The 24,981-nt window shown below is 59.3% G+C and carries 28 protein-coding genes; 15 read left to right on the top strand and 13 right to left on the bottom strand.

Annotation, left to right across the window (positions count from 1 at the left end):
• Positions 1 to 32 precede the first annotated feature (32 nt).
• The 7 genes from KVG85_RS05140 to KVG85_RS05110 all read left to right on the top strand — a co-directional run bounded on the left by KVG85_RS05140 (position 33) and on the right by KVG85_RS05110 (position 7,264).
• Positions 33 to 968 (top strand): DMT family transporter, encoded by a 936-nt coding sequence (locus tag KVG85_RS05140; RefSeq protein WP_217863162.1) that lies wholly within the window; start codon positions 33 to 35, stop codon positions 966 to 968.
• A 238-nt stretch (positions 969 to 1,206) separates the two neighbouring features.
• Complete coding sequence (locus KVG85_RS05135; protein WP_217863161.1) at positions 1,207 to 4,125, top strand: monovalent cation/H+ antiporter subunit A; 2,919 nt, start codon at positions 1,207 to 1,209, stop codon at positions 4,123 to 4,125.
• A complete protein-coding gene (locus KVG85_RS05130; RefSeq protein ID WP_016775082.1) occupies positions 4,125 to 4,469 on the top strand; it encodes a Na+/H+ antiporter subunit C in 345 nt (114 codons plus the stop codon). Before KVG85_RS05135 ends, KVG85_RS05130 begins: the two co-directional genes overlap by 1 nt.
• On the top strand, positions 4,466 to 6,145 hold the full coding sequence (locus tag KVG85_RS05125) for a monovalent cation/H+ antiporter subunit D (RefSeq protein WP_217863160.1): 1,680 nt from the start codon (positions 4,466 to 4,468) through the stop codon (positions 6,143 to 6,145). The genes KVG85_RS05130 and KVG85_RS05125 overlap by 4 nt, the downstream gene beginning before the upstream one ends.
• On the top strand, positions 6,142 to 6,630 hold the full coding sequence (locus KVG85_RS05120; RefSeq protein WP_071172756.1) for a Na+/H+ antiporter subunit E: 489 nt from the start codon (positions 6,142 to 6,144) through the stop codon (positions 6,628 to 6,630). The genes KVG85_RS05125 and KVG85_RS05120 overlap by 4 nt, the downstream gene beginning before the upstream one ends.
• Positions 6,627 to 6,905 (top strand): K+/H+ antiporter subunit F, encoded by a 279-nt coding sequence (locus KVG85_RS05115; protein WP_024013247.1) that lies wholly within the window; start codon positions 6,627 to 6,629, stop codon positions 6,903 to 6,905. Before KVG85_RS05120 ends, KVG85_RS05115 begins: the two co-directional genes overlap by 4 nt.
• Positions 6,902 to 7,264, top strand: coding sequence for a Na+/H+ antiporter subunit G (locus tag KVG85_RS05110; RefSeq protein WP_122507959.1), 363 nt, complete (start codon positions 6,902 to 6,904; stop codon positions 7,262 to 7,264). Before KVG85_RS05115 ends, KVG85_RS05110 begins: the two co-directional genes overlap by 4 nt.
• A gap of 93 nt (positions 7,265 to 7,357) precedes the next feature.
• On the opposite strand, the gene KVG85_RS05105 is transcribed toward KVG85_RS05110, so the two are convergent.
• From KVG85_RS05105 to KVG85_RS05090, 4 genes are all read right to left on the bottom strand, one after another.
• Positions 7,358 to 7,798 carry a DUF3995 domain-containing protein gene (locus KVG85_RS05105; protein ID WP_071172759.1) on the bottom strand — a complete coding sequence of 147 codons (441 nt, stop codon included), beginning with the start codon at positions 7,796 to 7,798 and terminating at the stop codon, positions 7,358 to 7,360.
• A 92-nt stretch (positions 7,799 to 7,890) separates the two neighbouring features.
• Positions 7,891 to 8,907, bottom strand: a complete 1,017-nt coding sequence (locus KVG85_RS05100; protein WP_217863159.1) for an ABC transporter substrate-binding protein — start codon at positions 8,905 to 8,907, stop codon at positions 7,891 to 7,893.
• Between the two features lie 125 nt (positions 8,908 to 9,032).
• Entirely contained in the window at positions 9,033 to 9,230 is a 198-nt protein-coding gene (locus tag KVG85_RS05095; protein WP_217863158.1) for a hypothetical protein, read from the bottom strand.
• Complete coding sequence (locus tag KVG85_RS05090; RefSeq protein WP_039763128.1) at positions 9,227 to 9,697, bottom strand: hypothetical protein; 471 nt, start codon at positions 9,695 to 9,697, stop codon at positions 9,227 to 9,229. Before KVG85_RS05090 ends, KVG85_RS05095 begins: the two co-directional genes overlap by 4 nt.
• On the opposite strand from KVG85_RS05090, the gene KVG85_RS05085 reads away from it, so the two are divergent.
• The 3 genes from KVG85_RS05085 to KVG85_RS05075 all read left to right on the top strand — a co-directional run bounded on the left by KVG85_RS05085 (position 9,671) and on the right by KVG85_RS05075 (position 10,659).
• Positions 9,671 to 9,880 carry a hypothetical protein gene (locus tag KVG85_RS05085; protein WP_217863157.1) on the top strand — a complete coding sequence of 70 codons (210 nt, stop codon included), beginning with the start codon at positions 9,671 to 9,673 and terminating at the stop codon, positions 9,878 to 9,880. The two genes, KVG85_RS05090 and KVG85_RS05085, sit on opposite strands and share 27 nt — an antisense overlap.
• Before the next feature lie 276 nt (positions 9,881 to 10,156).
• Positions 10,157 to 10,369: a hypothetical protein gene (locus tag KVG85_RS05080; protein ID WP_225926743.1), complete on the top strand. Its 213-nt coding sequence runs from the start codon at positions 10,157 to 10,159 to the stop codon at positions 10,367 to 10,369.
• Between the two features lie 50 nt (positions 10,370 to 10,419).
• Complete coding sequence (locus KVG85_RS05075; RefSeq protein WP_016775092.1) at positions 10,420 to 10,659, top strand: DUF2789 family protein; 240 nt, start codon at positions 10,420 to 10,422, stop codon at positions 10,657 to 10,659.
• Between the two features lie 6 nt (positions 10,660 to 10,665).
• Here the strand turns inward: KVG85_RS05075 and KVG85_RS05070 are convergent, their stop codons facing one another.
• The 3 genes from KVG85_RS05070 to KVG85_RS05060 all read right to left on the bottom strand — a co-directional run bounded on the left by KVG85_RS05070 (position 10,666) and on the right by KVG85_RS05060 (position 13,216).
• A complete protein-coding gene (locus KVG85_RS05070) occupies positions 10,666 to 10,869 on the bottom strand; it encodes a hypothetical protein (RefSeq protein ID WP_016775093.1) in 204 nt (67 codons plus the stop codon).
• Positions 10,870 to 10,978: 109 nt separating this feature from the next.
• Positions 10,979 to 12,202, bottom strand: coding sequence for a methyl-accepting chemotaxis protein (locus KVG85_RS05065; RefSeq protein WP_437182195.1), 1,224 nt, complete (start codon positions 12,200 to 12,202; stop codon positions 10,979 to 10,981).
• A 609-nt stretch (positions 12,203 to 12,811) separates the two neighbouring features.
• Positions 12,812 to 13,216 carry a TraR/DksA family transcriptional regulator gene (locus tag KVG85_RS05060; RefSeq protein WP_016775095.1) on the bottom strand — a complete coding sequence of 135 codons (405 nt, stop codon included), beginning with the start codon at positions 13,214 to 13,216 and terminating at the stop codon, positions 12,812 to 12,814.
• 405 nt (positions 13,217 to 13,621) lie between these two features.
• On the opposite strand from KVG85_RS05060, the gene KVG85_RS05055 reads away from it, so the two are divergent.
• From KVG85_RS05055 to KVG85_RS05045, 3 genes are all read left to right on the top strand, one after another.
• Positions 13,622 to 14,530: a MurR/RpiR family transcriptional regulator gene (locus tag KVG85_RS05055; RefSeq protein ID WP_217863154.1), complete on the top strand. Its 909-nt coding sequence runs from the start codon at positions 13,622 to 13,624 to the stop codon at positions 14,528 to 14,530.
• A gap of 61 nt (positions 14,531 to 14,591) precedes the next feature.
• Positions 14,592 to 15,197 (top strand): glutathione S-transferase, encoded by a 606-nt coding sequence (locus KVG85_RS05050; protein ID WP_217863153.1) that lies wholly within the window; start codon positions 14,592 to 14,594, stop codon positions 15,195 to 15,197.
• 2 nt (positions 15,198 to 15,199) lie between these two features.
• Positions 15,200 to 16,303: a DNA alkylation repair protein gene (locus KVG85_RS05045; protein WP_217863152.1), complete on the top strand. Its 1,104-nt coding sequence runs from the start codon at positions 15,200 to 15,202 to the stop codon at positions 16,301 to 16,303.
• Positions 16,304 to 16,411: 108 nt separating this feature from the next.
• Here KVG85_RS05045 and KVG85_RS05040 read toward each other — a convergent pair whose 3' ends face one another.
• From KVG85_RS05040 to KVG85_RS05015, 6 genes are all read right to left on the bottom strand, one after another.
• Complete coding sequence (locus KVG85_RS05040; protein WP_217863151.1) at positions 16,412 to 17,065, bottom strand: DUF2931 family protein; 654 nt, start codon at positions 17,063 to 17,065, stop codon at positions 16,412 to 16,414.
• A complete protein-coding gene (locus KVG85_RS05035) occupies positions 17,065 to 18,606 on the bottom strand; it encodes a phospholipase effector Tle1 domain-containing protein (RefSeq protein ID WP_217863150.1) in 1,542 nt (513 codons plus the stop codon). The genes KVG85_RS05040 and KVG85_RS05035 overlap by 1 nt, the downstream gene beginning before the upstream one ends.
• Before the next feature lie 148 nt (positions 18,607 to 18,754).
• On the bottom strand, positions 18,755 to 19,453 hold the full coding sequence (arsH, locus tag KVG85_RS05030) for an arsenical resistance protein ArsH (protein WP_217863149.1): 699 nt from the start codon (positions 19,451 to 19,453) through the stop codon (positions 18,755 to 18,757).
• Between the two features lie 9 nt (positions 19,454 to 19,462).
• Positions 19,463 to 19,933 (bottom strand): arsenate reductase ArsC, encoded by a 471-nt coding sequence (locus KVG85_RS05025; RefSeq protein WP_217863148.1) that lies wholly within the window; start codon positions 19,931 to 19,933, stop codon positions 19,463 to 19,465.
• Positions 19,934 to 19,960: 27 nt separating this feature from the next.
• Positions 19,961 to 20,308 carry a metalloregulator ArsR/SmtB family transcription factor gene (locus tag KVG85_RS05020; RefSeq protein WP_217863147.1) on the bottom strand — a complete coding sequence of 116 codons (348 nt, stop codon included), beginning with the start codon at positions 20,306 to 20,308 and terminating at the stop codon, positions 19,961 to 19,963.
• 196 nt (positions 20,309 to 20,504) lie between these two features.
• Positions 20,505 to 21,389, bottom strand: coding sequence for a LysR family transcriptional regulator (locus KVG85_RS05015; RefSeq protein WP_217863146.1), 885 nt, complete (start codon positions 21,387 to 21,389; stop codon positions 20,505 to 20,507).
• A gap of 133 nt (positions 21,390 to 21,522) precedes the next feature.
• Between KVG85_RS05015 and KVG85_RS05010 the strand changes: the two genes are divergently transcribed.
• A complete protein-coding gene (locus KVG85_RS05010; RefSeq protein WP_217863145.1) occupies positions 21,523 to 23,184 on the top strand; it encodes a GMC family oxidoreductase in 1,662 nt (553 codons plus the stop codon).
• Between the two features lie 132 nt (positions 23,185 to 23,316).
• A complete protein-coding gene (locus KVG85_RS05005) occupies positions 23,317 to 24,939 on the top strand; it encodes an MFS transporter (RefSeq protein ID WP_024013261.1) in 1,623 nt (540 codons plus the stop codon).
• The last annotated feature ends 42 nt before the right edge of the window (positions 24,940 to 24,981 follow it).

Genomic DNA, 24,981 nt, shown 5'->3' with positions numbered 1-24,981 from the left:
TGTGCGGCCTCCCTTTTAATGTGCGCAAGGTCATGATGTCGCCAAACAATTCTGCGTCCCGAATCCGCTTCTCCCGCTTCAGCAAAGCCGAGTGCGTGCTGGTGCTGATCACCATGATCTGGGGCGGCACGTTTCTGATTGTGCAACATGCCATGACGGTCAGTGGCCCGATGTTTTTCGTCGGCTTGCGCTTCGCCGCAGCGGCGGCGATCGTGGCGATGTTTTCCTGGCGGCACTTGCGCGAGTTGACCTTGTTGGAAGTCAAGGCAGGGTCATTCATCGGCGTGGCGATCATGCTTGGTTATGGCTTGCAGACGGTCGGGTTGCAAAGCATTCCGAGCAGTCAGTCGGCGTTCATTACCGCGCTGTACGTGCCGTTTGTGCCGCTGCTGCAATGGCTGGTGCTGGGACGGCGTCCGGGGTTGATGCCAAGTATCGGGATCATGCTGGCGTTTACCGGTTTGATGTTGTTGTCGGGTCCTTCAGGGGCGGCGCTGAATTTCAGTCCCGGAGAAATTGCGACATTGATCAGCGCCGTTGCGATTGCTGCTGAAATCATTTTGATCAGCACTTTCGCCGGGCAGGTGGATGTGCGGCGAGTGACGGTGGTGCAACTGGCGGTGACGGCGGTGTTGTCGTTCTTGCTGGTAGTCCCGACCGGTGAAGTGATTCCGGAGTTTTCCTGGTTATTGCTGGCGACGGCTTTGGGCCTGGGCGGGGCGAGTGCGGCGATTCAGGTAGCGATGAACTGGGCACAGAAGAGTGTTTCGCCGACTCGGGCGACATTGATCTATGCCGGTGAACCGGTGTGGGCCGGGATTGTCGGACGGATTGCCGGGGAGCGCTTGCCGGCAATTGCGCTGGTTGGGGCCGGGCTGATTGTTGCGGCGGTGATTGTCAGTGAGTTGAAGACCAAGGGAAGGTCCACCGAGGCAGAAGCTGAGCTGGAGCGGGAAACGCAGGCGTGACCCGCAATTTTTTCTCGTCGTACCCATGCTTTCGCGAGCAGGCTCGCTCCCACATTTTGAAATGCATTCCAGTGTGGGAGCGAGCCTGCTCGCGAATGCGCCGCACCATCATTGCCCCTGAAACAACGCCAAACACAAAATTCCAGACTACTTTGTAGGATTCTGCGACATCCTCGCGTTTGGCGATCAGGGAGCTGGCACGTATGATGCTTCACAAACTTCCGCAGATTAGAAGCCTATGTCCCTGATAGTTCTACTGCTTCTGCCATTCATTGGCAGCTGTCTGGCAGCGGTGCTGCCGCACAATGCGCGTAATGCCGAATCCCTGCTGGCGGGCCTGGTTGCTTTGATCGGTACCGTTCAGGTCGCGATGCTGTACCCGCAAATCGCCTATGGCGGCGTGATCCGTGAAGAATTCATGTGGTTGCCCAGCCTCGGGCTGAACTTCGTTCTGCGCATGGACGGCTTCGCCTGGCTGTTCTCGATGCTGGTGCTGGGCATCGGCACACTTGTCTCTTTATACGCCCGTTACTACATGTCGCCGGACGACCCGGTGCCACGTTTTTTCGCGTTTTTCCTGGCGTTCATGGGCGCCATGCTTGGCCTGGTGATCTCCGGCAATCTGATTCAGATGGTGTTTTTCTGGGAGCTGACCAGCCTCTTCTCGTTCCTGCTGATCGGCTACTGGCACCACCGCGCCGATGCGCGGCGCGGTGCTTATATGGCGCTGATGGTCACCGGTGCCGGCGGATTATGTCTGCTGGCGGGGGTCATGATTCTCGGCCATGTCGTCGGCAGCTATGACCTCGACAAGGTCCTGGCCGCCGGCGATCTGATTCGCGCACATGCCCTCTACCCTGTTCTTTTGCCACTCATCCTGATCGGCGCGCTGAGCAAAAGCGCGCAATTCCCGTTTCACTTCTGGCTGCCCCACGCGATGGCGGCACCGACGCCCGTCTCGGCCTATCTGCACTCGGCGACCATGGTCAAGGCCGGGGTTTTCCTTTTGGCACGTCTGTGGCCGTCGCTGTCCGGCAGTGAGGAATGGTTCTACATCGTCAGCGGAGCGGGCGCCTGTACGCTGTTGCTCGGCGCGTACTGCGCGATGTTCCAGAACGATCTCAAAGGCTTGCTGGCCTACTCGACCATCAGCCATCTCGGCCTGATCACTTTGCTCCTGGGCCTGAACAGTTCACTGGCCGCAGTGGCGGCGGTGTTTCACATTCTCAATCACGCGACGTTCAAAGCTTCGCTGTTCATGGCCGCCGGCATCATTGACCACGAAAGCGGTACCCGTGACATTCGCAAACTCAGCGGTCTGATCAAGCTGATTCCCTATACGGCAACACTGGCCATGGTCGCCAGCGCCTCAATGGCCGGCGTGCCGTTGCTCAACGGTTTCCTGTCGAAGGAGATGTTCTTCGCCGAAACCGTGTTCATCAACGCCACGGCCTGGGTCGAAACCAGTCTGCCGATCGTCGCGACCATCGCCGGCATGTTCAGCGTGGCCTACTCCCTGCGTTTCACCGTCGACGTGTTCTTCGGCCCCACCGCCACTGACCTGCCGCACACGCCGCACGAGCCGCCACGCTGGATGCGCGCACCCGTCGAGTTGCTGGTCTTCACTTGCCTGCTGGTGGGGATTTTTCCGGCGCAGATCGTCGGGCCACTGCTCGCCGCTGCCGCGCTGCCCGTAGTTGGCGGGGAGTTGCCGGAATACAGCCTGGCCATCTGGCACGGCTTGAACGCGCCGATGATCATGAGCCTGATCGCCATGTCCGGCGGCATCCTCCTCTATCTGCTGCTGCGCAAGCAGTTCAAGCTGGGCCGTTTCAAGTACCCGCCGCTGGTGGGCCGCCTCAACGGCAAGCGTTTGTTCGAGCGCAGTCTGGTCGTAATGATGCGCATCGCCCGGCGCGTCGAGCGGCGACTGGGCACCAAGCGCTTGCAGATGCAACTGTTCCTGATGGTTTCGGCTGCGGTGCTCGCCGGTCTGATCCCGATGCTGCACAGCACGCTGACCTGGGGCGACCGGCCGAAAATCCCCGGATCCATTGTCTTCGTGACCCTGTGGCTGCTGGCGATAGCCTGTGCGCTTGGCGCCGCTTGGCAGGCGAAATATCACCGTCTCGCCGCCCTGACCATGGTCAGCGTCTGTGGCTTGATGACCTGCGTAACCTTCGTCTGGTTCTCGGCGCCTGATCTGGCGCTGACGCAACTGGCAGTCGAAGTGGTGACCACGGTGTTGATCCTGCTTGGCCTGCGCTGGTTGCCGCGACGCATCGAAGAAGTCTCACCACTGCCAAGTAGCCTGCGCAAGGCGCGTATTCGGCGTCTGCGCGACTTGCTGCTGTCGATTGCGGTCGGTGCGGGGATGGCGCTGCTGTCCTACGCCATGCTCACCCGGCAAACGCCGAACCATATTTCCTCGTTCTACCTCAGCCGCGCCCTGCCCGAGGGCGGCGGCAGCAACGTGGTCAACGTGATGCTGGTGGACTTCCGTGGTTTCGACACGCTCGGCGAAATCACCGTATTGGTCGCCGTGGCGCTCACCGTGTTCGCCCTGCTGCGCCGCTTCCGTCCGCCGAAGGAAAGCCTGCAGTTGCCGGCCCAGCAACGTCTGCTCGCGCCCGACGTGGTCACCGATCTGGTCAACCCGCGTTCGGCCAGCGACACCGCGCTCGGTTTCATGATGGTGCCGGCGGTACTGGTGCGCCTGCTGCTGCCTGTCGCGCTGGTGGTGTCGTTCTATCTGTTCATGCGCGGGCACAATCAGCCGGGCGGCGGTTTTGTCGCCGGGCTGGTGATGTCGGTGGCCTTTATCCTGCAATACATGGTTGCCGGCACCCAGTGGGTCGAGGCGCAAATGAGCCTGCGGCCATTGCGCTGGATGGGCACCGGGCTGCTGTTCGCCACTGCCACCGGTCTCGGTGCGCTGCTCGCCGGTTATCCGTTCCTGACCACTCACACCTGGCACATCAGCGTGCCGTTGCTCGGTGATATCCATATCGCCAGTGCGCTGTTCTTCGACATCGGCGTGTACGCCGTGGTAGTCGGATCGACGTTGTTGATCCTCACCGCCCTCGCCCACCAATCGGTGCGTGGTCACAAGACTGCATCGCTGCCCAAGTCCGTCGCCAGCAAAGGAGCCGTCTGATGGAAGAAGTCATCGCAATCGCCATCGGCATTCTTGCCGCGTCCGGGGTCTGGCTGATCCTGCGCCCGCGAACCTTTCAGGTCGTAATGGGCCTGTGCCTGTTGTCGTACGCGGTCAATCTTTTCATTTTCAGCATGGGCAGCCTGTTCATCGGCAAAGAGCCGGTGATCAAGGACGGCGTGACCCAGGACTTGCTGCATTACACCGACCCGCTGCCCCAGGCGCTGGTACTGACGGCGATCGTCATCAGCTTCGCCATGACCGCGCTGTTTCTCGTCGTATTGCTCGCCTCGCGCGGCTTGACCGGCACCGACCACGTCGACGGCCGGGAGCCTAAAGAATGATGGCGATGACTCACCTGATCGCCGCACCGATCCTGCTGCCGCTGTTGACGGCTGCGATCATGCTGATGCTGGGCGAAAAGCACCGGCCGCTGAAGGCGAAAATCAATCTGTTCTCCAGCCTCCTCGGCCTGTTCATTTCAGTGATGCTGTTGCAATGGACGCAGACCACCGGCGTCCCCGGCTCCATCGGCGTGTACCTGCCGGGCAACTGGCAGGCACCGTTTGGCATCGTCCTGGTGGTTGATCGCCTGTCGGCACTGATGCTGGTGCTGACCGGAATCATCGGCGTCAGCGCCCTGCTGTTTGCCATGGCCCGCTGGGACGGTGCCGGGTCGAGTTTCCACGCACTGTTCCAGATTCAATTGATGGGCCTGTATGGCGCGTTCCTGACGGCGGATCTGTTCAACCTGTTCGTGTTCTTCGAAGTGTTGCTCGCCGCATCCTACGGCTTGTTGCTGCACGGCTCGGGCCGGGCGCGGGTGTCGTCGGGGTTACATTACATTTCGATCAACCTGCTGGCATCGTCACTGTTTTTGATCGGCGCTGCGTTGATCTACGGGGTGACCGGCACGCTGAACATGGCCGATCTGGCGATGAAGATCCCGCTGGTGCCGGAAGCCGATCGTGGCCTGCTGCATGCTGGCGCGGGAATTCTTGCGGTAGCGTTTCTGGCCAAGGCTGGCATGTGGCCGCTGAATTTCTGGCTGGTGCCGGCCTATTCCTCGGCCAGCGCGCCGGTGGCGGCGATGTTTGCGATCATGACCAAGGTCGGCGTCTACACCCTCCTGCGCCTGTGGACCCTGCTGTTTTCTGGTCAGGCCGGCGCCTCGGCATTCTTCGGCGGCGACTGGCTGATTTACGGCGGCATGGCGACCATGGCTTGCGCAGGGCTGGCGATTATCGCCGCGCAACGCCTGGAGCGCATGGCCAGCCTGAGCATTCTGGTGTCGGCAGGGATCCTGCTCTCGGCGATCGGCTTCGCCCAGCCGAACCTGATCGGCGCTGCGCTGTTCTATCTGGTCAGCTCGACCCTGGCGCTGAGCGCATTGTTCATGCTCGCCGAACTGATCGAGCGCTCGCGCTCGGCCAACGAGATTCCCCTCGAGGACGAAAGCGAACTGCTGCCGCGTCCACAGGAATCGCTGCAACCGCCCAAGGGCATCAACCTCGACGACGAGCAGAAAGCCGTGGTCGGCCAAGTCATCCCCTGGACCATGGCCTTTCTCGGTTTGAGCTTCATTGCCTGCGCGCTGTTGATCATCGGCATGCCACCGCTGTCCGGGTTCATCGGCAAGCTCAGCCTGATCGGGGCATTGCTCAACCCGTTGGGACTTGGCACTGCGGCGCCGCTGCCTCCCGGCGCATGGGGATTGCTGGCCCTGTTGATCCTGACCGGTCTGGCTTCCCTCATGGCCTTCTCTCGCCTGGGTATCCAGCGCTTTTGGACGCCGGAGGAGCGCCCATCACCACTGCTGCGCAAACTCGAATGCGCGCCGATATTTCTGCTGCTCGGGCTGAGCATTGTCCTGACGTTCAAGGCTGAATCGCTGTTGCGCTACACCCAGGCTACGGCCGATGCGCTGAACAATCCGCAGCAATACGTGCTGGCGGTGCTTGGCACTCGGGCAGTGCCGAGCCCGCAAGCCAGAGCCGACATGCTCGAGGTGCAGCCATGAATCGATTGTTCCCGGCACCGTGGTTATCGCTGGCCCTGTGGATTCTGTGGCTGACCCTGAACCTGTCCGTCAGCCCGGGCAATCTGCTGCTCGGTGCCGCGCTGGGTTTCGCTGCGCCGCTGATGATGCGCAAATTGCGGCCGAAACGTGCGCGCATCCGCAACCCCATCGCCATCCTGCGTCTGTTCTTCCTGGTCGGCCGCGACGTCATCATGTCCAACCTGATCGTCGCCTGGGGCGTAGTCAACGCCGGACGTCGTCCGCCCAACTCATGCTTTATCAAAGTGCCGCTGGATCTGCGCGATGCTCATGGTCTGGCGGCACTGGCAATGATCTGCACCGTGGTGCCCGGTACCGTATGGTCAGAACTGGCGCTGGACCGCAGCGTTCTGTTGCTGCACGTCTGGGATCTGCACGACGAAGCGCAGTTCATCGAGCACTTCAAAAGTACTTACGAGCGACCGTTGATGGAGATTTTCGAATGAGCCCATTGCTGTCGAATGCGATTCTGCTGACGCTGTTTCTGTACTGCGTGGCGATGGTGCTGACCCTGGTGCGCCTGTTCAAAGGCCCGTCAGCTCAGGATCGGGTACTGGCGCTGGATTACCTGTATATCGTCGCGATGCTGATGATGCTGACCCTGGGCATTCGTTACGCCAGTGATACCTACTTCGAAGCGGCGCTGCTGATCGCGCTGTTCGGCTTCGTCGGCTCGTTTGCCTTGGCGAAATTCCTGCTGCGTGGCGAGGTGATCGAATGAATGCCGAATTGTCTTTATGGGTCGAGATTCCGGTGGCGGTGCTGCTGGTGCTCAGCGGCGTGTTTACCCTGCTGGGTGCAACCGGATTGCTGCGGATGAAGGATTACTTCCAGCGTATGCATCCGCCAGCGCTGGCGTCGACAATCGGTGCCTGGTGTGTGGCACTGGCGTCGATCATTTGCTTCTCAGCGCTGAAGTCCGGGCCAGTGGTGCATGCCTGGCTGATTCCGATTCTGTTGGCGATCACCGTGCCAGTGACCACCCTGCTGCTGGCGCGGGCGGCGTTGTTCCGCAAGCGGATGGCCGGGGATGATGTGCCGGCTGAGGTGAGCAGTCGTCAGACTGAAAGTGGTAATTGATGATCATGTAGCGCCCGTGGAATGCGCTCTCCCATGTGGGAGCGAGCCTGCTCGCGAAGAGGCCAGTCGGGGCGTCGCAAATTCCGGATCAGCTCAAACCCAGGCCACCGCCAACAACCCCGCCCCCAGCAGCGCACACAACGGCGAATACACCCAAGTATCCAGCCGCGCAAATCGCGAATCCTTCACTTCCTTGAAGAACCCGACCAGATTCGAATCACCGATCGCCCGAGCAAACATCAGCAACGCGATCGCGCTGATCACCCATTGCAGTGCCTTGTGCTGCACCGCCGGCACGCCCCAACCGACCCGCATACAAACCAGCGCCGCAATTATCAGCAGCGCAGCGGCGACTGCCAGCGTCAGCCAGCCTGAGGGCTTGAAGGCCGGGCGTACCGTGGCGACGAAGCCCGACACCGGCACCTGCGGCACCACCACCGCAGCCGCCCATTGCCCACCCAACGCCCAATACACATGCATCAGGCCGATTGCCGCGAACACAGTCACCAGCCATTGAGCCAACACAAAGGTCATGGTTGAAATCCTTCAAAGGGATTTGAACAAACCATCGTAGTCGGATTTTTTGCCCGTGCACGACCGGTCGGCGGTGCACTGCGTTGACCGCGTTATTTCAGATCAGCCGTCACCTTGTCGGCCACATCCTTGGGCAGCCACGCCTGCCACACATCCGGATGCGCCTTCATGAACGCGACCGCCGCCTCACGAGGCGCGGTGTGCTTGTCACTCATCTCCGCCAATGCCTTGTTCAGTGGCTCGATGGGAAAATCGACCTTGCTGAAGAATTCGGCAATTTGCGGGTTCTGCTTTTGAAACGGCGTAGACACGCCAATCGACAGTTTCGATGCCAGCGAGCGGGTTGGTTTCGGATTGGGATTATCGGCGTCTGTCAGCGTCTTCCACGCCTCGGCATCGAACGGCGGCTCTTCCAGTTGCACCAATTTGAATTTGCCAAGCAGTGGCGTCGGCGACCAGTAATAGAACAGCACTGGTTTGCCGCGACGGATCGAAGAGCTGATCTCTGCATCCAGCGCAGCGCCGGAACCGCTGCGGAAGTTGGTGTAGTCGTCCTGCAAGCCATACGCCGTGAGCTTCTGCTTGTTTACCACTTCCGAGGTCCAGCCGATCGGGCTGTTGAGGAAACGCCCTTTGCCCGGGCTTTCCGGGTCCTTGAACACGTCCTTGTATTTCTTCAGATCAGTGACACTGCGCAGATCCGGCGCCAACGGTTTGATGCCTTTGGCCGGGTCGCCCTTGATCACGTATTCCGGCACCCACCAGCCTTCAGTGGCGCCCTTTACCGTATCGCCCAGACCGACGACCTTCCCCTCGGCTTCGGCCTTGACCCAGACCGGACTGCGCCCGGCCCACTCCTCGCCAATCACCTGGATGTCATTGTTGGCCAGCGCGGTCTCAAGGGTAATGGTGGTACCCGGCAAGGTATCGGTCGGCAAGCCGTAGCCTTTCTCGACGATCACCCGCAGCACCTCGGTGATCAGGCTGCCGCTTTCCCAGTTCAGATCGGCAAAGTGGATCGGCGCCTGTGCCGCCTGCGGCGATTGCGCTGACGTCAGCAAACCAAAGGTGGCCACGCTGGCGGCCAGTAACCGTCGAAATCCGTTCATGCATCACACCTCGTGCTGTTCACAGCAATGGCAGTTGGCCTGACAGAAACGCAAGCCTCTGAATGACTCAGTCAACTGACTTTAGCCGAGGTTCCTGCTTTTTCCGGGGTCTACCGTGCGCGAGGTTACGTTTCAGACTTTTCCTGCAGGCTTTGCAGCTCACGTCTGACCATGCTGGCGTATGCCGCCGGTTGCAATGCATAGAGCTGCGACGCCACCCAACTCAGCCAGGCACCTTGCAGTTCGGCCTTGCGGGCGAACAGGCGCTGAGCGTCTTCGCGTGCGCTGTCGAGATTTTGCGAATGGAAATCCGCGCGCTTCACTCGCTGGCCTTGAAGGTCACCAGCTCGCCCTTGCGCCATTTGGCAGCCTTGGCAGTAACGGCTTTCAAGGTTTTGGTCAGGCCTTCCTGCAATTGTTCATTGGCGGCGAACACCGTGACGACGCTATGACCTTCCTTGAACAGAATCGCGTGACCGTCGGCCGTACTGACAAATGCGTAGTCGCCCAAGCCGTAAACCGTGAGTTTGATGTCGCGAAAACGAATGTCCATCTTGCCGCCTTCACGGCTGGGCAGAACCGATGCAATGAAATGGTCGCCAACCTTGAGCTTGAGCCCCGGTTTGTCATCGACTACCAATGCACTTTCGGTATCGATTTCGGCGATGTAAATGCCTTCGGCGTTTTGCTCGGTGATGTAAACAAAACGTGATTGAAATTGCTTGACCAGCTTTGCACGCAAATCACCCAGCACGAACAAAGCATGCATATCGAGGTTACTGACTGCCAAAGAAACATCCCCACATTTGAAAAACCGTGCAGCGGAAAACACGCACGGCAAAAAAACGGCAATGCCGATGAAAACTGCAAAATCACTCAAAAACCCGAAGCGAGCGAAGCGCTCTTGATCGCGAGGTTCGTAGACTACTGGATTGTCATTAGTGAAACCCGCTCTGAAGTCGGCAAACCTTGAAGGAAAAAGCCTCAAGTGCGACTGGAGCAAGATCTGACTACGAACTTCAGGGAAATTTCTCACGAAAAAAAGCACTTTTCCGACATATCGCTGGCGAAAAATTGCTTTAGATAAGCCCGGTCGTCAACAGGTACTGGCGATTCTAGAGCAGCGATGCTCCTTACGACTACCCGCAACGGCCGTTAAATCCCGGCCGACTGATGAAAAGGACTTCATATGTGCACTTTGACTCATTTTGCCACGTCGGCCGACGCGCGAATCAACACACCTCTGCCGATGAAGGTTGCCGACCTCGACAACCTTCCGACATCTTCTAACAGTCATCGAACCCCGCACTTTCAAGTGGTGCCAGCGGGCATCGCCTTTTTTCACATCAAGGAGATATCCACGGGACGTGTGAGAGGTTTCCGCGGTAACCACAACGAAGCCTGCGCCCTTGCCCGCTCGCTTGAATCAAAAATCGAACTCCGCGCCAGCGGCTGCCTCTGATAAGGGGAGTGAACGAACAAGCCGCACCGGCACCGACCCAGGAGTAGATGATGGAACTGCCAACCGAGCTTAACCTGACCACCCTTTTCGAACAGCTGGGCCTGCCCTCGGATGAGGCGTCGATAAATGACTTTGTCGAAGCACATCCGCTGGATCCGGACACTAAACTCATCGATGCCGACTTCTGGTCACCCCAGCAGGCGCAATTACTCAAGGAATGGCTGCGGGCCGATGGCGAAGAAGCGCCGATCGTCGATGAGCTGAACGTACGTTTGCATCGCGGCAAGTAAGTACGATCAGTGCAGGCTGTCGCCGGGCTCGATGTTCAATTGTTCGAGCCAGGCAGCCTTGCACTCCTCCGCTTCATCGCGGCTGGCGAAGGCTGTGCCGCGTCGCTCCCCGTTGAGCAAAACCACCCAGCACACACTGCGTCCCATCGCGCGTAAGCCGGCCGGAACACCGCTGCCGATCATCACTGCCACGTCTACCCTGCACTGCATGTGCCCTCCGAAATAATTAGCTACCTAACTAAGTCGCCAGATTAATGCTTTCCTTTGAGAGGAAACAGCAACCGCCGTGCACAGATTCATTGCGTCAACGGTAACAATCTCAGCGCGGATTCTCAGGTTTATAGCCCAGACGCAACCCGCCCCAGTGGCGGCCCTTGATCATGATCGGCACCGATAAATCATGCATCAGCTCACCCGTATCGCGCGTGTAAGTCTGCAACAGCACCGGTTGCTGATGGCTGCCGCAGCGGATACCGGTGCGGTCAGCGAATTTGCGTTTGGTGCGGTTATTTACCGTGTCGACCTGCACATCGCCGGTCAATGGCTGGCTGAATGCCTGGTTGTGCGTCGGTACATAACCCTGCTGCGTGCAGGCAATCGCAAAAACCAGCCCTTCATGACGCGCCAATAAAGGTTCTTGAATCGCCGGCAAGACCTGATCGGTGTATCGATCAAAGCGGGTTTGAAATTTGGCTGGTTCGGTGCCCGGAATCAGCTGGTAGCTGCGATCGAACAGGTCATCCAGGCTGATCCGCCCCTGTTCAACATCCGCTTCGAAACGCGCGGCAATCTGGCTCGCACCTTCACGGGCCAAGTCGTAGATACGTTGGTGATAGTCATCCAGGCCGACCTCGGCCAAGCGCTCGCTGATAGTTTCCGCCTGCCCTTCCATCTGCACCGCAGCGTCGGCGAGGCGGCGGGTCTGCTGATCGCTGATCGCCAGATCGCTACGCATTTGCTCGATGGCGATGAACAGCGCGTCAAGCTGCTCGCGATTGGTTTGCGCGCCACGGGCGATTTCGCTGACCTGGGTTTCCACTCCGGCGGCAAGTCGCGCGATGTTTTCCAGATGCTGACCGGTGTGCTCGACCTGTTCGACGCCGGTGTGCAGATCGCTCGACAACTCGCGAATCTGCCCCACCACTTGCGCGGTGCGTTGCTGAATGTCAGCGACCATCTCACCGACCTCACCCGTGGCCGCCGCCGTACGCGCGGCCAGTCCGCGCACCTCGTCGGCGACCACAGCGAAACCGCGACCATGCTCACCGGCCCGGGCTGCTTCAATCGCAGCGTTCAACGCCAACAGGTTGGTCTGGCTGGCAATCGACTGGATCACCAGTGTCACCCGCTGAATGTCGTCGCTGCGCACACTCAGGGCCTCGATCAATTCGCGGCTGGCGTTGGCGCGCTGACTGAGTTGCTGCATGCGCGAAATCGAGTCGAGCAGTTCGCTGCGCCCCGCCGCGCTGCTGTGATGCGCTTGGCTGGCGGCGTCCAGCGCGTCGCGACAGAGCTGTGAAGTCGCCTGCTCGGTGGCGATCATCACCTCGGCGTTGCTGACGATCTGCGCCGCCGCGTCGAGTTGCGATTCGAGTTTGTTCGCCAGCGCCTTGACCGAGAACGCCACGCCGGCGGCTGACAGTGCATTGTGACTGGTGGTGTAGGAAAGATCGCGGGTCAGTGCGGACAATGCGCTCGCACTATCGACCGGGACAGCAACAGGAGCGCTGCGCGAACGCAGGCGCGGCAGCCAGACAATCAGTATCGCCAGCGGAATGCCGAGGTAGAGCGACCACTCGGCCATAGCCATGCCGGCCAGCAACAGCATCAGGGCGACGCTTTGCAGGGTCGGCGCGATCCAGCGGTTTTTCGGCGAAAGCACTGGTGCAGGCAGCGCCGCAACCAGAGATCCATCTCTCGTCATCTTGATCACCCCACGTTTGTTCTCATTGTTGTGACTGCATTAAACGCCACTACAACGCCATTATCCATGGTCCGTTAGTCGTGGGGTCGGTGGCAGGTCAATGGAACGACGGGGAAAAATCGCAGACAAGCAAAAACAAAGATCGCAGCCTTCAGCAACCCCATGTGGGAGCTGCCGAAGGCTGCGATCTTTTCAAGGTGCCCCTGTTGAAGGGGTCACCCCACAGAATCAGGCCTGACGCTGGTGCTTGTCGATCTGCTCGTGACGCTCTTGAGCTTCGATGCAGTACTTGGTGGTCGGGCTGATCAGCAGGCGCTTCAGGCCGATGGCCTCACCGCTGTCGTCGCACCAGCCAAAGCTGTCGTCCTTGATGCGCTCAAGAGCTTGTTCCAACTGAGGCAGCATGCGCTGGTCGCGATCGATCGCGTTGACCAGCCAGGTGCGCTCTTCTTCAACCGAAGCCGCGTCCGCCGGGTCAGCCGGGGTGTCCAGGCTTTCGATGGCGATACGGTTTTGCTCAATGCGCTCGTGGGTTTCGACTTTCATGTTCTGCAACAGCTCAGTGAAGAAAGCGTGTTGCTCTGCATTCATGTAGTCATCTGCCGGCATAGCCAGCAACTTGTCCTTTGTCATTGATATCTCTATAAAAAAACGTGCATTAAGGCGAATAAGGGAGCGTTTCGGCGAACCGTGTCGGCCGTCGAAAAGGCATCGTTTTATTGCAAACGCCACCCGGCACTCAATTTACGAGGGGCGGCAGTCTAAGGCCCGATCAAGACCTCAGCAACTGTAAATACAGGGAATTTGTCCGACAGGACCTGGAAACTGCTCTGACACAGGCTTCACACGGCCATCGGAGTGCGTTTATAGCAAGAAATTCAGTCCAGCGGCTGTATATAGAAGACAAACGGCTAACCATCCCGCCATCGACGGCAAAAATTATTCTCGCAAGGTGCATCGTTTCAGCCCGGCAGAGCTTACGCAGCCCTTCTATTATCAGGCCCACCGCGTGCTCAACTCGCCTGAAGGATGCTGCCCATGCCCCGCCCCGCTCTGCCGGCCGCAGACGAAATTTCCTTCGCCAGCTCGCCGGTCAACGCCGAGCGCCTGCTGCAAATGATCAGCGAAGAGTACGACGCCCTGCCGCGCCAGCTCAAACGCGTCGCCAGCTACATCAGCCAGCAGAGCGAGCGAATCATGGTCGAGCGCATCAGCGACATCGCCCGCGAGTGCGAAGTGCATCCGTCAGCGATTGTGCGTTTCTCGCAACGTTTCGGGTTCAGCGGCTTCAGCGAGATGCAGGCGCTGTTCCGCCAGGCCTGGACGCACAAAACCACGCCAGCGCAAAACTATCAGCAACGCATCCGCAGCCTGATCGCCAACAACTCGCAGACCGCCAACAGCGGCGACCTGGCCCGCGAGTGCATCGACGCAACGCTCTCGGGCATCGAACGCTTGGGCCGCGAACTGGACGAGGTGGCGTTCGATACAGCCGTCGATCTCATCGTCAATGCCGACGACATTTATGTTGTCGGGGTCCGCCGTTCGTTCGCCGTCGCCGATTATCTGGTTTACAACTTGCAACATACGCAGAAACGCATTCATCTGGTTTCCGGCATCGGCGGCAGCTATCGCGAGCAAATGCGCAGCGTGCGCGCCAACGACCTGGTCATCGCCATCAGTTTTGTGCCCTACGCCAAGGAAACCCAACACTGCCTGCGCTTCGCCCGGCAACAAAAGGCCAATACCCTGATCATCACCGACAGCCCTCTGTCGCCATTGGCGAAACTTGCCAATAGCGTGTTGCTGGTCAATGAAGGCAGTGCGCTGGCCTTTCGTTCGCTAAGTGCGACGCTGTGTTTGTGCCAGGCGCTGTTTGTGGCGGTGGCGTATCGGCTGGGCTTGAACGTCGATGAAATTCACGAGCAGGCCGGATTCGATGACTGACAATTGCATCTGCGTCGGCTAGGTTATGCCTTCCCACCGGTTCGACTTGAAGGAACGCGTCATGAAACTGATCGGCATGCTCGACTCTCCCTATGTGCGCCGCGTAGCAATCTCCGCCAAATGCCTGGGGATCGACCTCGAACACGAGTCGGTCTCGGTGTTCCGCCATTTTGAGCGATTCCAGCAGATCAACCCGGTGGTCAAAGCGCCCACGCTGATCCTCGATGACGGCGTGGTCCTGATGGACTCGACCCTCATCCTCGATTACCTCGAAGCCAGCTCCGGCAAAAGCCTGCTGCCAAGCGATCTCAAACAACGCGCCCAGGCCCTGCGCATGATCGGCCTGAGCCTCGCCGCCTGCGAAAAAGCCGTGCAGCTTTACTACGAACGCAACCTGCGCCCGGCCGACATTCAATATCAGCCGTGGGTCGAACGCGTCGAAGGCCAGCTCGCCGCCGCGTTTACCGCACTGGAAAAAGAACTTGAACACAGTGACTTGCCTGTCGACGGCTCCCTCGCCCAGACCGGCATCAGCCTGGCGGTTGCCTGGAGCTTCACCGAACTCGTCGTACCCGATCAGATCGACGCAGCACGCTTTGCGCGTATCGCCGAGTACACCGCCTACGCAGAAGGCACCGATGCGTTCATCAGCACACCGATGAACTGATCATGAGCTCCACCGACACCGCCGCCCCGGCGTTAAAGGAAATCTTCAACGCCGAGCGCTTGCAGCACATCGCTGACGAAATGAGCGCGGTGTACCCGGCGTTCAAGGCCAAGGCGTTTCTCAAACACGCCCAGGACGGACTCGCTGAACTGTCAGTAATGCAACGCATGGCGCGTGTCAGCGAAAGCCTGCATGCCGTGCTGCCGCTGGACTACGAAGATTCCCTCGAAGTGCTGTTCGAACTCGCGCCACGGCTGAACAGCGGATTCGTCAGCATGTGCCTGCCGCATTACGTCGCGAGCTACGGCGCCCATGCGTTCGATACCTCCATGGATGCCCTGAAATACTTCACCACCTTCGGCTCCTCAGAATTCGCCATCCGCTACTTTTTGCGCAGCGACCTCGAGCGCTCGCTGGAACGAATGCATGATTGGACCCACGACGAAAACCACCACGTCCGCCGCCTAGCCAGCGAAGGCAGCCGCCCTCGCCTGCCATGGTCGTTTCGCCTGGAAGCGGTGCAGGCGGATCCGCTGCTGGCCGCCGGGATACTGGATCGGTTGAAGGCGGACGAGAGCTTGTACGTGCGCAAGTCGGTGGCGAATCATTTGAATGATGTAACGAAAGTGCATCCGGAGTGGGTGCTGGACACGATTGAAGGTTGGTCGCTGGACAACAAGCACACGGCCTGGATTGCCAAGCATGCGTTGCGCAGTTTGATCAAGCAGGGCGACGTGCGCGCGCTGACGGTAATTGGCGCAGGGGCGAAGGCTGAGGTTGAGTTGTTGGATGTGCGGGTCGAGCCTGCGGTGGTGAGGTTGGGGGAAGCGATTACTTTGTCGTTTACGGTGAAGTCCATGGTGGCGCACGAGCAAAGGCTGGTGATTGATTATGCGATTGAGTATGTGAAGGCGAATGGCGGGGTTTCGAGGAAGGTTTTCAAGTTGAAGACTCTGGGATTAGCGGGGTTCGGGACTGAGGTAGTGCGACGGAATCAAGTCATCAAGGATTTTACGACGCGCAAGCATTTTGACGGGCGACATGGGGTGCAGGTGATGGCTAATGGGGAGGTGTTGGGGAGTGCGGCGTTTGAGGTTTTGATTTGAGAAGTGAGTTGTTTATTCACCAAAACAGCCGGTAGCGGATCAGTGCACTGGCAGCCGTGCATCGATATTGAGCGCGGCGGCACAGTGGACGAAGCACGGTTTCAGCGCTTACCAACTTCCGTACGGAATGCCGAATTTCTCGATATAGCGCTTGGACTTTTCGCTGACGGGATAGGCGTAGCGTCCTTGGTTCTTACCCTGACTCGGCCCTAAAGGCTCGATCTCCGCCTGGGCTCTGGCGACTTTTACAGGATGGTGGCATGAGTCTCTGACCCAAACCTGCACAACGCCGCCAGGCGCCAGGCCCAGATAGACCGATGAAATATAGGTACTCCGCCGCTCTGGTGTTTTCGCGCAGCGCTGCGCGACCGAAGCCCGCATCATTTGCCTGGCTTCTTCGGGTATATCTACCCAAGCCCGATAAGTTTGAGGCTCTACGATGGACTGCCAGCGAACAAAAATTCTTTTTGGGAGATCAGCGCCGACCACGGCTTTTGCGGACGCGCCCACTCCGTCCCAACCACGGGCCGATTCGGTGCCGTCTTCAGGTTGCCCGCCCGATGCCGATCCACCACCGGTACGCAGAAATGTTTTTCCCTTTATATCTTCCACAGCAGTGTCTTCAACCCAGACCTTCATGTAGTTGGGTTCGGTGAAACCGAGTTCCCACCAAGGGGATTTAGGGTCGTTTTTTGCTGACAGCGGGTCTGCATTACAACCAGCCACAAAAAGCGTACACAGCAGTGCTGTAAATAACTTCATTACCAAAGCGTCCAGTCAGGTACGTGTGGGTGCTTTACTCGGATTGCATCTTCCGTGGGGGCGTTGATGTAAACAGCTCTGATGCCGCTCCCATCTCTCCTGCCAAGCGGATGGTTCCAGTTGGCGGACGTGTGAATGTACTTGAGTTTGAGTATTTGCTCCTCCTCTGGCGTGGTGCTGTAGTCGCCGGAGACAAAACGATCACACATGGGCTTGAGTTCTTCAGGAACGGCGAAGTCTGGCGTCTCGGGAATGTCTTCGAAGAGAACGCCTTTGGCTCTGGCGAGTTGATGCATCACGCGCAGGCTCACTCTCGACAGTAATCCACTCACCGGACGCTTGAGTTGGACGGCCGCATAGACTCGCTTGACTTGAGGACTAAGTCGATCCTGAGGGCTGACCGGTAGCAGTAATGGCGGTGGCGTAACGATGTCGAGATTTTCGAGCGGCCAACCCTTGGCTAGCCACTGATTTCTCACATTGATCGCATCCTGGTAGATCGATGTGGTAGCGACGTCAGTATACGTACCGACCTCTAGCGTCTGCATTGGGCTAACGAGAACACACTCTTCAGCGTCCTCAAGGTAACCTCCACCCACATCGGAATGCACACCCGGCAAGACGATTTCCGGATGATCCATCGCTACTCGATTGAGAGCAAAGTTAGCCCTGCACTCATCCCGCGCAGCCAACTGCACAACGTCGGTGAAATAACGTCGGTCGAGATAGAGTTTGACCCCCGTTGCGACTGCGCTTTTTATGTTGCCCAGATTGGACCATCCAGCAATCGACGGTACCGTGTCGAACAGCCCAATGAAGCCCACGTTGATGTCGCTGTGATACTGATCAACAAAGGTCGAACTGAGGGCATCGGACATACTGCGGAGAATGTCGCCTAAAGGCCCTTGTTTGCCACGCACTATCTCGTTGGCGAAATGTCTGGCGGCTGCGGCACCGCGACTAAAGCCAAACGTGTCGAAAGTCAACGAAGCAATTTCACTACCGGGATTTTTGTCCAATACTTCAGTGATACGCTGTTCGATCACCGCGAAACAGGACTGGACTCGCCCTGCAACGCCGGTTTCACCACGTCCTGTACCGGCGCCGAATTTACTGTCTTCTTTACCTGAACGGGTACCTATACCTTCGATGTAGACCATACCGAAAGCTCTCTTTCGTGGCCCTTCTCCCTCAGCGAGTCGTATTGCTCCATACAGTTCGCTCAGCTTCTTCACATTGCTGACATCGCTACCATAACTACTATCCGGATCACCCATATAAGGCTGGCAACTGACGGGAATATCCTCAGGCGCAATCGGATGCTGAGCACCACACAACAACCCCGCAGCTGAGTTGTTCGCGTTGTTGCCCGTGCCATCAAAGAACACCCCGATCCTCAACGCAATTCCGATTTTCTCAGGCTCGCGCGCGGGCTTTTTCCCATGCTTCTCATACTCGGCCCAATGCTGGGCGTGTATGTCGACGGGTTTGGCTTCTTCGTAGCGATAGTTTTTCGGCGGGTTTGGAACGTAGCCACTCAATCCTTGATTCCTTCTGATCCTTGAAGAACGGCCAGAAGGGTGACAGCCGGGAGGGGGCGGTGCAAGCCGTGGCGGTGTGCCAGCCATGGAGCGTCAGTGCGAGCAGGCTCACTCCCAAAAAGGAATGAGCCTGGCTGGGGATGGCGGGTCAGATCGAACGCTGGTTAACCCGCGCCATCAACTGTTCAGCGCTTTCCTTGCGCTCGGAATAGCGGTCCACCAGATGCACCTGCTGCCCACGCAGCAGCACGGTGAACTTGACCAGTTCTTCCATCACATCCACCACACGGTCGTAGAACGGCGAGGGTTTCATCCGCCCTTCTTCGTCGAATTCCATATAGGCCTTCGGCACCGAGGATTGGTTGGGGATGGTGAACATGCGCATCCAGCGGCCGAGGACGCGTAGTTGATTGACCACGTTGAACGACTGCGAGCCGCCGCAGACTTGCATCACGGCAAGGGTTTTGCCCTGGGTCGGGCGCACAGCGCCGAGTTCGAGGGGGATCCAGTCGATCTGCGCCTTGAACACGGCGGACATCGCGCCGTGGCGTTCTGGTGAGCACCAGACCTGCCCTTCCGACCATAACACCAGATCGCGCAGTTCCTGGACCTTGGGATGGTCGACCGGGACGTCGTCGGGCAATGGCAAACCGGATGGGTTGAAGATCCGCGTTTCGGCGCCGAAGTGTTCGAGCAGGCGCGCGGCCTCCTCGACCAGCAAACGGCTGAATGAGCGCTCGCGGGTCGAGCCGTAGAGAAGAAGGATGCGCGGTTTGTGTTCGCCGACATTCGATGGCTTAACAGCGTCGAACAGACTTGCGTCGAGGTTGGGCAGATGGTCTGACATGAAGCCTCCTTACAGCGTGCCGATGCGGTCGAGTTCGGCTTTCAGTTGCTCGCGACTGAGCGAGTGAAACGGCAGATCGAGGAAGGCTTGGCAGCGTTCACCGATGCGCATCAGAGTGGCTTGGAATGCCGCGTCGATTGCCGCTTCGTCGCCCTGCACTTCGGACGGATCTTCCAGTCCCCAATGCGTTTTCAGTGCCGGACCGAAATACACCGGACAGGTTTCGCCGGCGGCTTTGTCGCAGACAGTGATGACGATATCCGGCGGGTTGTTTGAGAAGGCATCGTTGCCTTTGCTGTGCAACCCGTCGATGGCGATGCCGTGCTTTTGCAACGTCGACAGGCTGCGCGGCAGAACCTGGCCTTTGGGAAAACTGCCGGCACTCACCGCTTGGAAACCAGCGGGAGCCAGGTGATTGAACATGGCTTCGGAAAGAATGCTGCGGCAGCTATTGGCCGTGCACATGAACAGGACTCGCATCGATGCGCTCCGTAGATAGTGGAAGATTCAGCAGCAGGCGCGTTCGCGCACGGGACGGCCATCCATGTTCTGCAGGCGCGCGGCGTTGTCCTTGAGCCAATCGGCATTGGCCTTGGATGTCAGCTGGAGGATTTCGCCAATCCATGCCGGCAGTTCCGGATTGAGGCGGTAATACACCCACTGGCCCTGACGGCGGTCGAGCAGCAAACCGTTACTGCGCAGTTGCGCGAGATGGCGGCTGATTTTCGGCTGGTTGTCGTCAAGCGCACACATCAACTCGCAAACGCAGAGTTCACCTTGCTCGGCGATGAGCAGGATGGCGCGGACGCGGGTTTCGTCGGCGAGGCTTTTGAAGACTTCGGTGGGGGTGATCATGGTGATCGGCTCGCCATATGCGGGATAACGAATATACGGATATCCATATATTTATCAACCCGCGCAAGCAGCCACGATGAATAACCCTGTGGGAGCGAGCCTGCTCGCGAAGGCGGTGGGTCAGGCGAGGTTTGCGTATCAGATACACCGCTTTCGCGAGCAGGCTCGCTCCCACAGGGGGACGGGGTGCATCTGGTTAACCGCGCAATAGGCCCTGCTCGGCCTCACACAACCCCACCACATAATCCCAGACCACTCGCAGCCGCACGGATTTATGCAACTCCCGCCGCGTGCTGATCCAGTAACTGCGCTCGATGCTTTCATCCGGCAACAGCACCACCAGATCCGGGTCGGACGCGGCCATGTAACACGGCAGCACGGCGATGCCCAACCCCGAGCGCGCCGCTTCCTGTTGGGCAATGACGCTGGTGCTGTGAAACACCACGCGCGGGCTGCGGCAGAAGCTGTTGAGGAACATCAGTTCCTGACTGAACAGCAGGTCGTCAACGTAACCGATCCACGCATGCCGGCCCAGGTCTTCACGGCTGTGCAGCGGCGGTGCGTTGTCGAGGTAGGTTTGGCTGGCATACAACGCGAGTCGATAGTCGGTGAGTTTGCGCGTGACCAGCATGTCGGCGGATGGCCGTTCGAGGTGGATGCTGATTTCCGCTTCGCGGTTGAGGATGCTGACAAAGCGCGGTACGGCAACCAGTTCCACTTCCAGCCCGGGGTAGCGCTCGAACAGACCGATCATGCGACTGGCGAGGAATTTGATGCCAAGGCCTTCGGTGACGCCGACACGGATCTTGCCCAGCGGCGCGGTGGACTGGGTGATTTCTTCCTGCGCCAGCAGCGCGACGTTTTCCATCGCCTCGGCGTGCTTGAGCAGCGCCTCCCCCGCCGGGGTCATTTCATAGCCTTGGGCGTGCTGGACGAACAGCGCCGTGCCGAGGCTTTTCTCGATCGATTCAATATGCCGCGCCACCGTCGCGTGGGTGGTGTTGAGCCGGCGCGCAGCGGTGAGCAGGCGGCCGCTGCGTTGCAGCTCGAGAAAAAAGCGCAGGTCGTTCCAGTCGAACATGGCAGATCCTTGTCAGCTATCGTCACTTCGGGCTGTTTGAAAACGCACAGCGGCTGCGCAAAAACTAACATTCTTTTAACGAAAGCTAACAACTAGAGTGTCCGACAATAAAAACAAAAAGCGAGGTCAGGGCATGCACACGTCCCTGGATGAATTCGACTACATCGTGGTCGGCGCCGGCCCTGCCGGGTGCTTGCTGGCCAACCGGCTCTCTGCGGATCCACAGCAGCGGGTGTTGCTGCTCGAAGCCGGCGGACGCGACAATTACGCCTGGATTCACATTCCTGTGGGTTACCTGTTCTGCATCGGTAATCCGCGCACCGACTGGTGCTTCAAAACCGAACAACAACCCGGCCTCAATGGCCGCGCGCTGAGTTATCCGCGCGGCAAGGTGCTGGGCGGCTGTTCGTCGATCAACGGCATGATCTATATGCGCGGCCAGGCCGGCGACTATGACGGCTGGGCGGCCGCTGGCAATCCGGGCTGGGCCTGGGAGGATGTGCTGCCGCTATTCAAACAGAGCGAAAACCACTTTGCCGGCGGCGCCGAGTTTCATGGCGATCAGGGTGAATGGCGGGTCGAACAGCAGCGCCTGTCGTGGCCGATTCTGGATGCCTTTCGCAGCGCTGCCGAGCAAAGCGGCATCGCCAGCATCAATGACTTCAACCAAGGCGACAACGAGGGCTGCGGTTACTTTCAGGTCAACCAGAAAGCCGGGGTGCGCTGGAACGCGGCCAAGGCCTTCTTGAAGCCGCTGCGCCGCCGGGCGAACCTGACTGTGCTGACCGGCGTCGAGGTTGATCGTGTCTTGCTGGAGAATGGCCGCGCGGCGAAAGTCAGCGCGCAGCATGAAGGCCAGACCAGACAGTTCAAGGCGCGCAAGGAGATTGTCTTGTGCGCCGGCTCGGTCGGTTCGCCGAGCATTCTGCAGCGCTCCGGGATCGGTCCGCGGCCGCTGCTCGAACGCTTAGGGATAGGCGTGATTCACGAGCTGCCGGGCGTCGGCGGCAATCTGCAGGATCACCTGCAACTGCGCCTGATCTACAAGCTGGAAAACGCCCGCACCCTGAACCAGATCGCCGGCAGCGTGTGGGGCAAGATGGGCATGGGCCTGCGTTATCTGTACGACCGCAGCGGGCCGTTGTCGATGGCGCCGAGCCAGTTGGGCGCGTTTGCCCGCTCCGGCCCCGAGCAAACCTCGGCGAACCTGCAATATCACGTGCAACCGCTGTCGCTGGAGCGCTTTGGCGAACCGCTGCACAGCTTCCCGGCGTTCACCGCCTCGGTGTGCGACCTGCGCCCGCAGAGCCGTGGACGCATCGAGATTCGCTCGGCCGATCCGCAAGCAGCGCCGCTGATCCAGCCCAATTACCTCAGCCATCCAGAAGATCTGCGCGTCGCCGCCGATGCAATTCGCCTGACCCGGCGCATCGTCAGCGCCCCTGCCCTGCAAGCGTTCAAACCGGTCGAATACCTGCCCGGCGACAGCTTGCAAAGCGAAGAACAATTGCATGAAGCGGCGGCGAAAATCGGCACGACGATTTTCCATCCGGTCGGCACCTGTCGCATGGGCAACGACGGTGACGCGGTGGTCGATGCGCAATTGCGCGTGCATGGCGTGCCAGGTCTGCGCGTTGCCGATGCGTCGATCATGCCGAGAATTACCTCGGGCAATACCTGTTCGCCTACGCTGATGATTGCCGAGAAGGCAGCACAACTGATTTTGTCCAGATCTGCAGATATCTCCCCTGTGGGAGCGAGCCTGCTCGCGAATGCGGTAGCTCACTCAGCCTAGGAGTTGACTGGCAAAAAGCTTTCGCGAGCAGGCTCGCTCCCACAGGAATCACCACCAGACTCAGGCATCGCGCATTACCGGACACGCAACACCAGTGGAACAACAAAAACAATCACTGTGAGGGATACCGATATGTCAGAACACGTTCAGCCGCTGGACGCTGCGGGCAGCGCCGAGACCAGCAACGCCACGCAGAAAGTCATCTTCGCCTCGTCACTCGGGACGGTGTTCGAGTGGTATGACTTCTTCCTCTACGGCGCCCTCGCGGCGGTAATCAGCAAGCAGTTCTTCGCCGGGGTCAACGACACCACGGCATTCATCTTCGCGCTCATGGCGTTCGCCGCCGGCTTCATCGTACGGCCGTTCGGCGCGTTGGTGTTCGGCCGCCTGGGCGACATGATCGGGCGCAAATACACCTTTCTGGCGACGATCATTCTGATGGGCGTGGCGACGTTCTGCGTCGGCCTGCTGCCGACCTACGCCAGCATCGGCATCGCCGCGCCGATCATTCTGGTGGTGCTGCGCATGCTTCAGGGCCTGGCGCTCGGTGGCGAATACGGCGGTGCGGCGACCTACGTGGCCGAACATGCGCCGATCGGCAAACGCGGTTTCCACACCAGTTGGATTCAATCCACCGCGACCCTCGGCCTGCTGCTCTCGCTGCTGGTAGTCCTCGGTTGCCGCTACTTCACCGGCGACCAGTTTGAAGTGTGGGGCTGGCGCATTCCGTTCCTGCTGTCGATCGTGCTGCTGGGTATTTCCACCTGGATTCGCCTGAGCCTGCACGAGTCGCCGGCCTACCTGAAAATGAAGGAAGAAGGCAAAACCTCGAAGGCGCCGATCCGCGAATCCTTCGGCAAATGGGAAAACCTCAAAGTCGTGCTGATCGCGCTGTTCAGCATCAACGCCGGGCAAGCGGTGACCTTTTACGCTGCGCAGTTCTATGTGCTGTTCTTCCTCACCCAGTTCCTGAAAATGGACCCGGCGGTGGCCAACAGTCTGCTGATCATCAGCGTGGTGATCGGCGCGCCGTTCTTCATCTTTTTCGGCTGGCTGTCGGACAAGGTCGGGCGCAAACCGGTGCTGATGCTCGGCCTGCTGCTGGCGACCGCGCTGTACTTTCCGATCTTCAAATCCCTGGCCCATTACGCCAACCCGGCAATCGATCAGGCCAGCCGTCAGGCGCCGATCACCGTCCTCGCCGACCCCGCCACTTGCACTTTCCAGTTCGATCCGGTGGGCAAGGCCAAATTCGACAGCCCCTGCGACAAGGTCAAGACCTTCCTGGTCAAGCAAGGCCTGCCCTACTCCAGCGTCGCTGCGCCTGCGGGCAGCGCCGTGCAAGTGAGTGTCGGCGACGTGAAGCTGGATGGTTTCGATGAGGCGGCACTGCGCGGCGCGATCACCCTCGCCGGCTACCCGCAACAAGCCGATATGCAACAGATCAACAAACCGATGATCGTCGCGCTGATCGTCGCGCTGATCATCATCTCTGCCATGTGCTACGGGCCGCTGGCGGCGCTGATGGTCGAACTGTTCCCGACGCGCATTCGCTACACCTCGATGTCGCTGCCCTATCACATCGGCAACGGTTGGTTTGGCGGCTTCCTGCCGACCGTGTCGTTTGCGCTGGTGGTGTACACCGGGGATATTTTCTACGGGCTGTGGTATCCGGTGCTGATCACCGGGGTGAGCCTGGTGGTGGGGATGATCTGTCTGCGTGAGACGAAGAATATCGATCTCGACAAGAACTGAAAAACCCGCTGACACAATGGCGAGGGAAGCGATTCTCTCGCC

The organism is Pseudomonas triticicola, from assembly GCF_019145375.1.
GTDB lineage: Bacteria > Pseudomonadota > Gammaproteobacteria > Pseudomonadales > Pseudomonadaceae > Aquipseudomonas > Aquipseudomonas triticicola.
The sequence above is the reverse complement of the archived record's forward strand: the minus strand, read 5'-3'. Positions and strand labels throughout refer to the sequence as shown.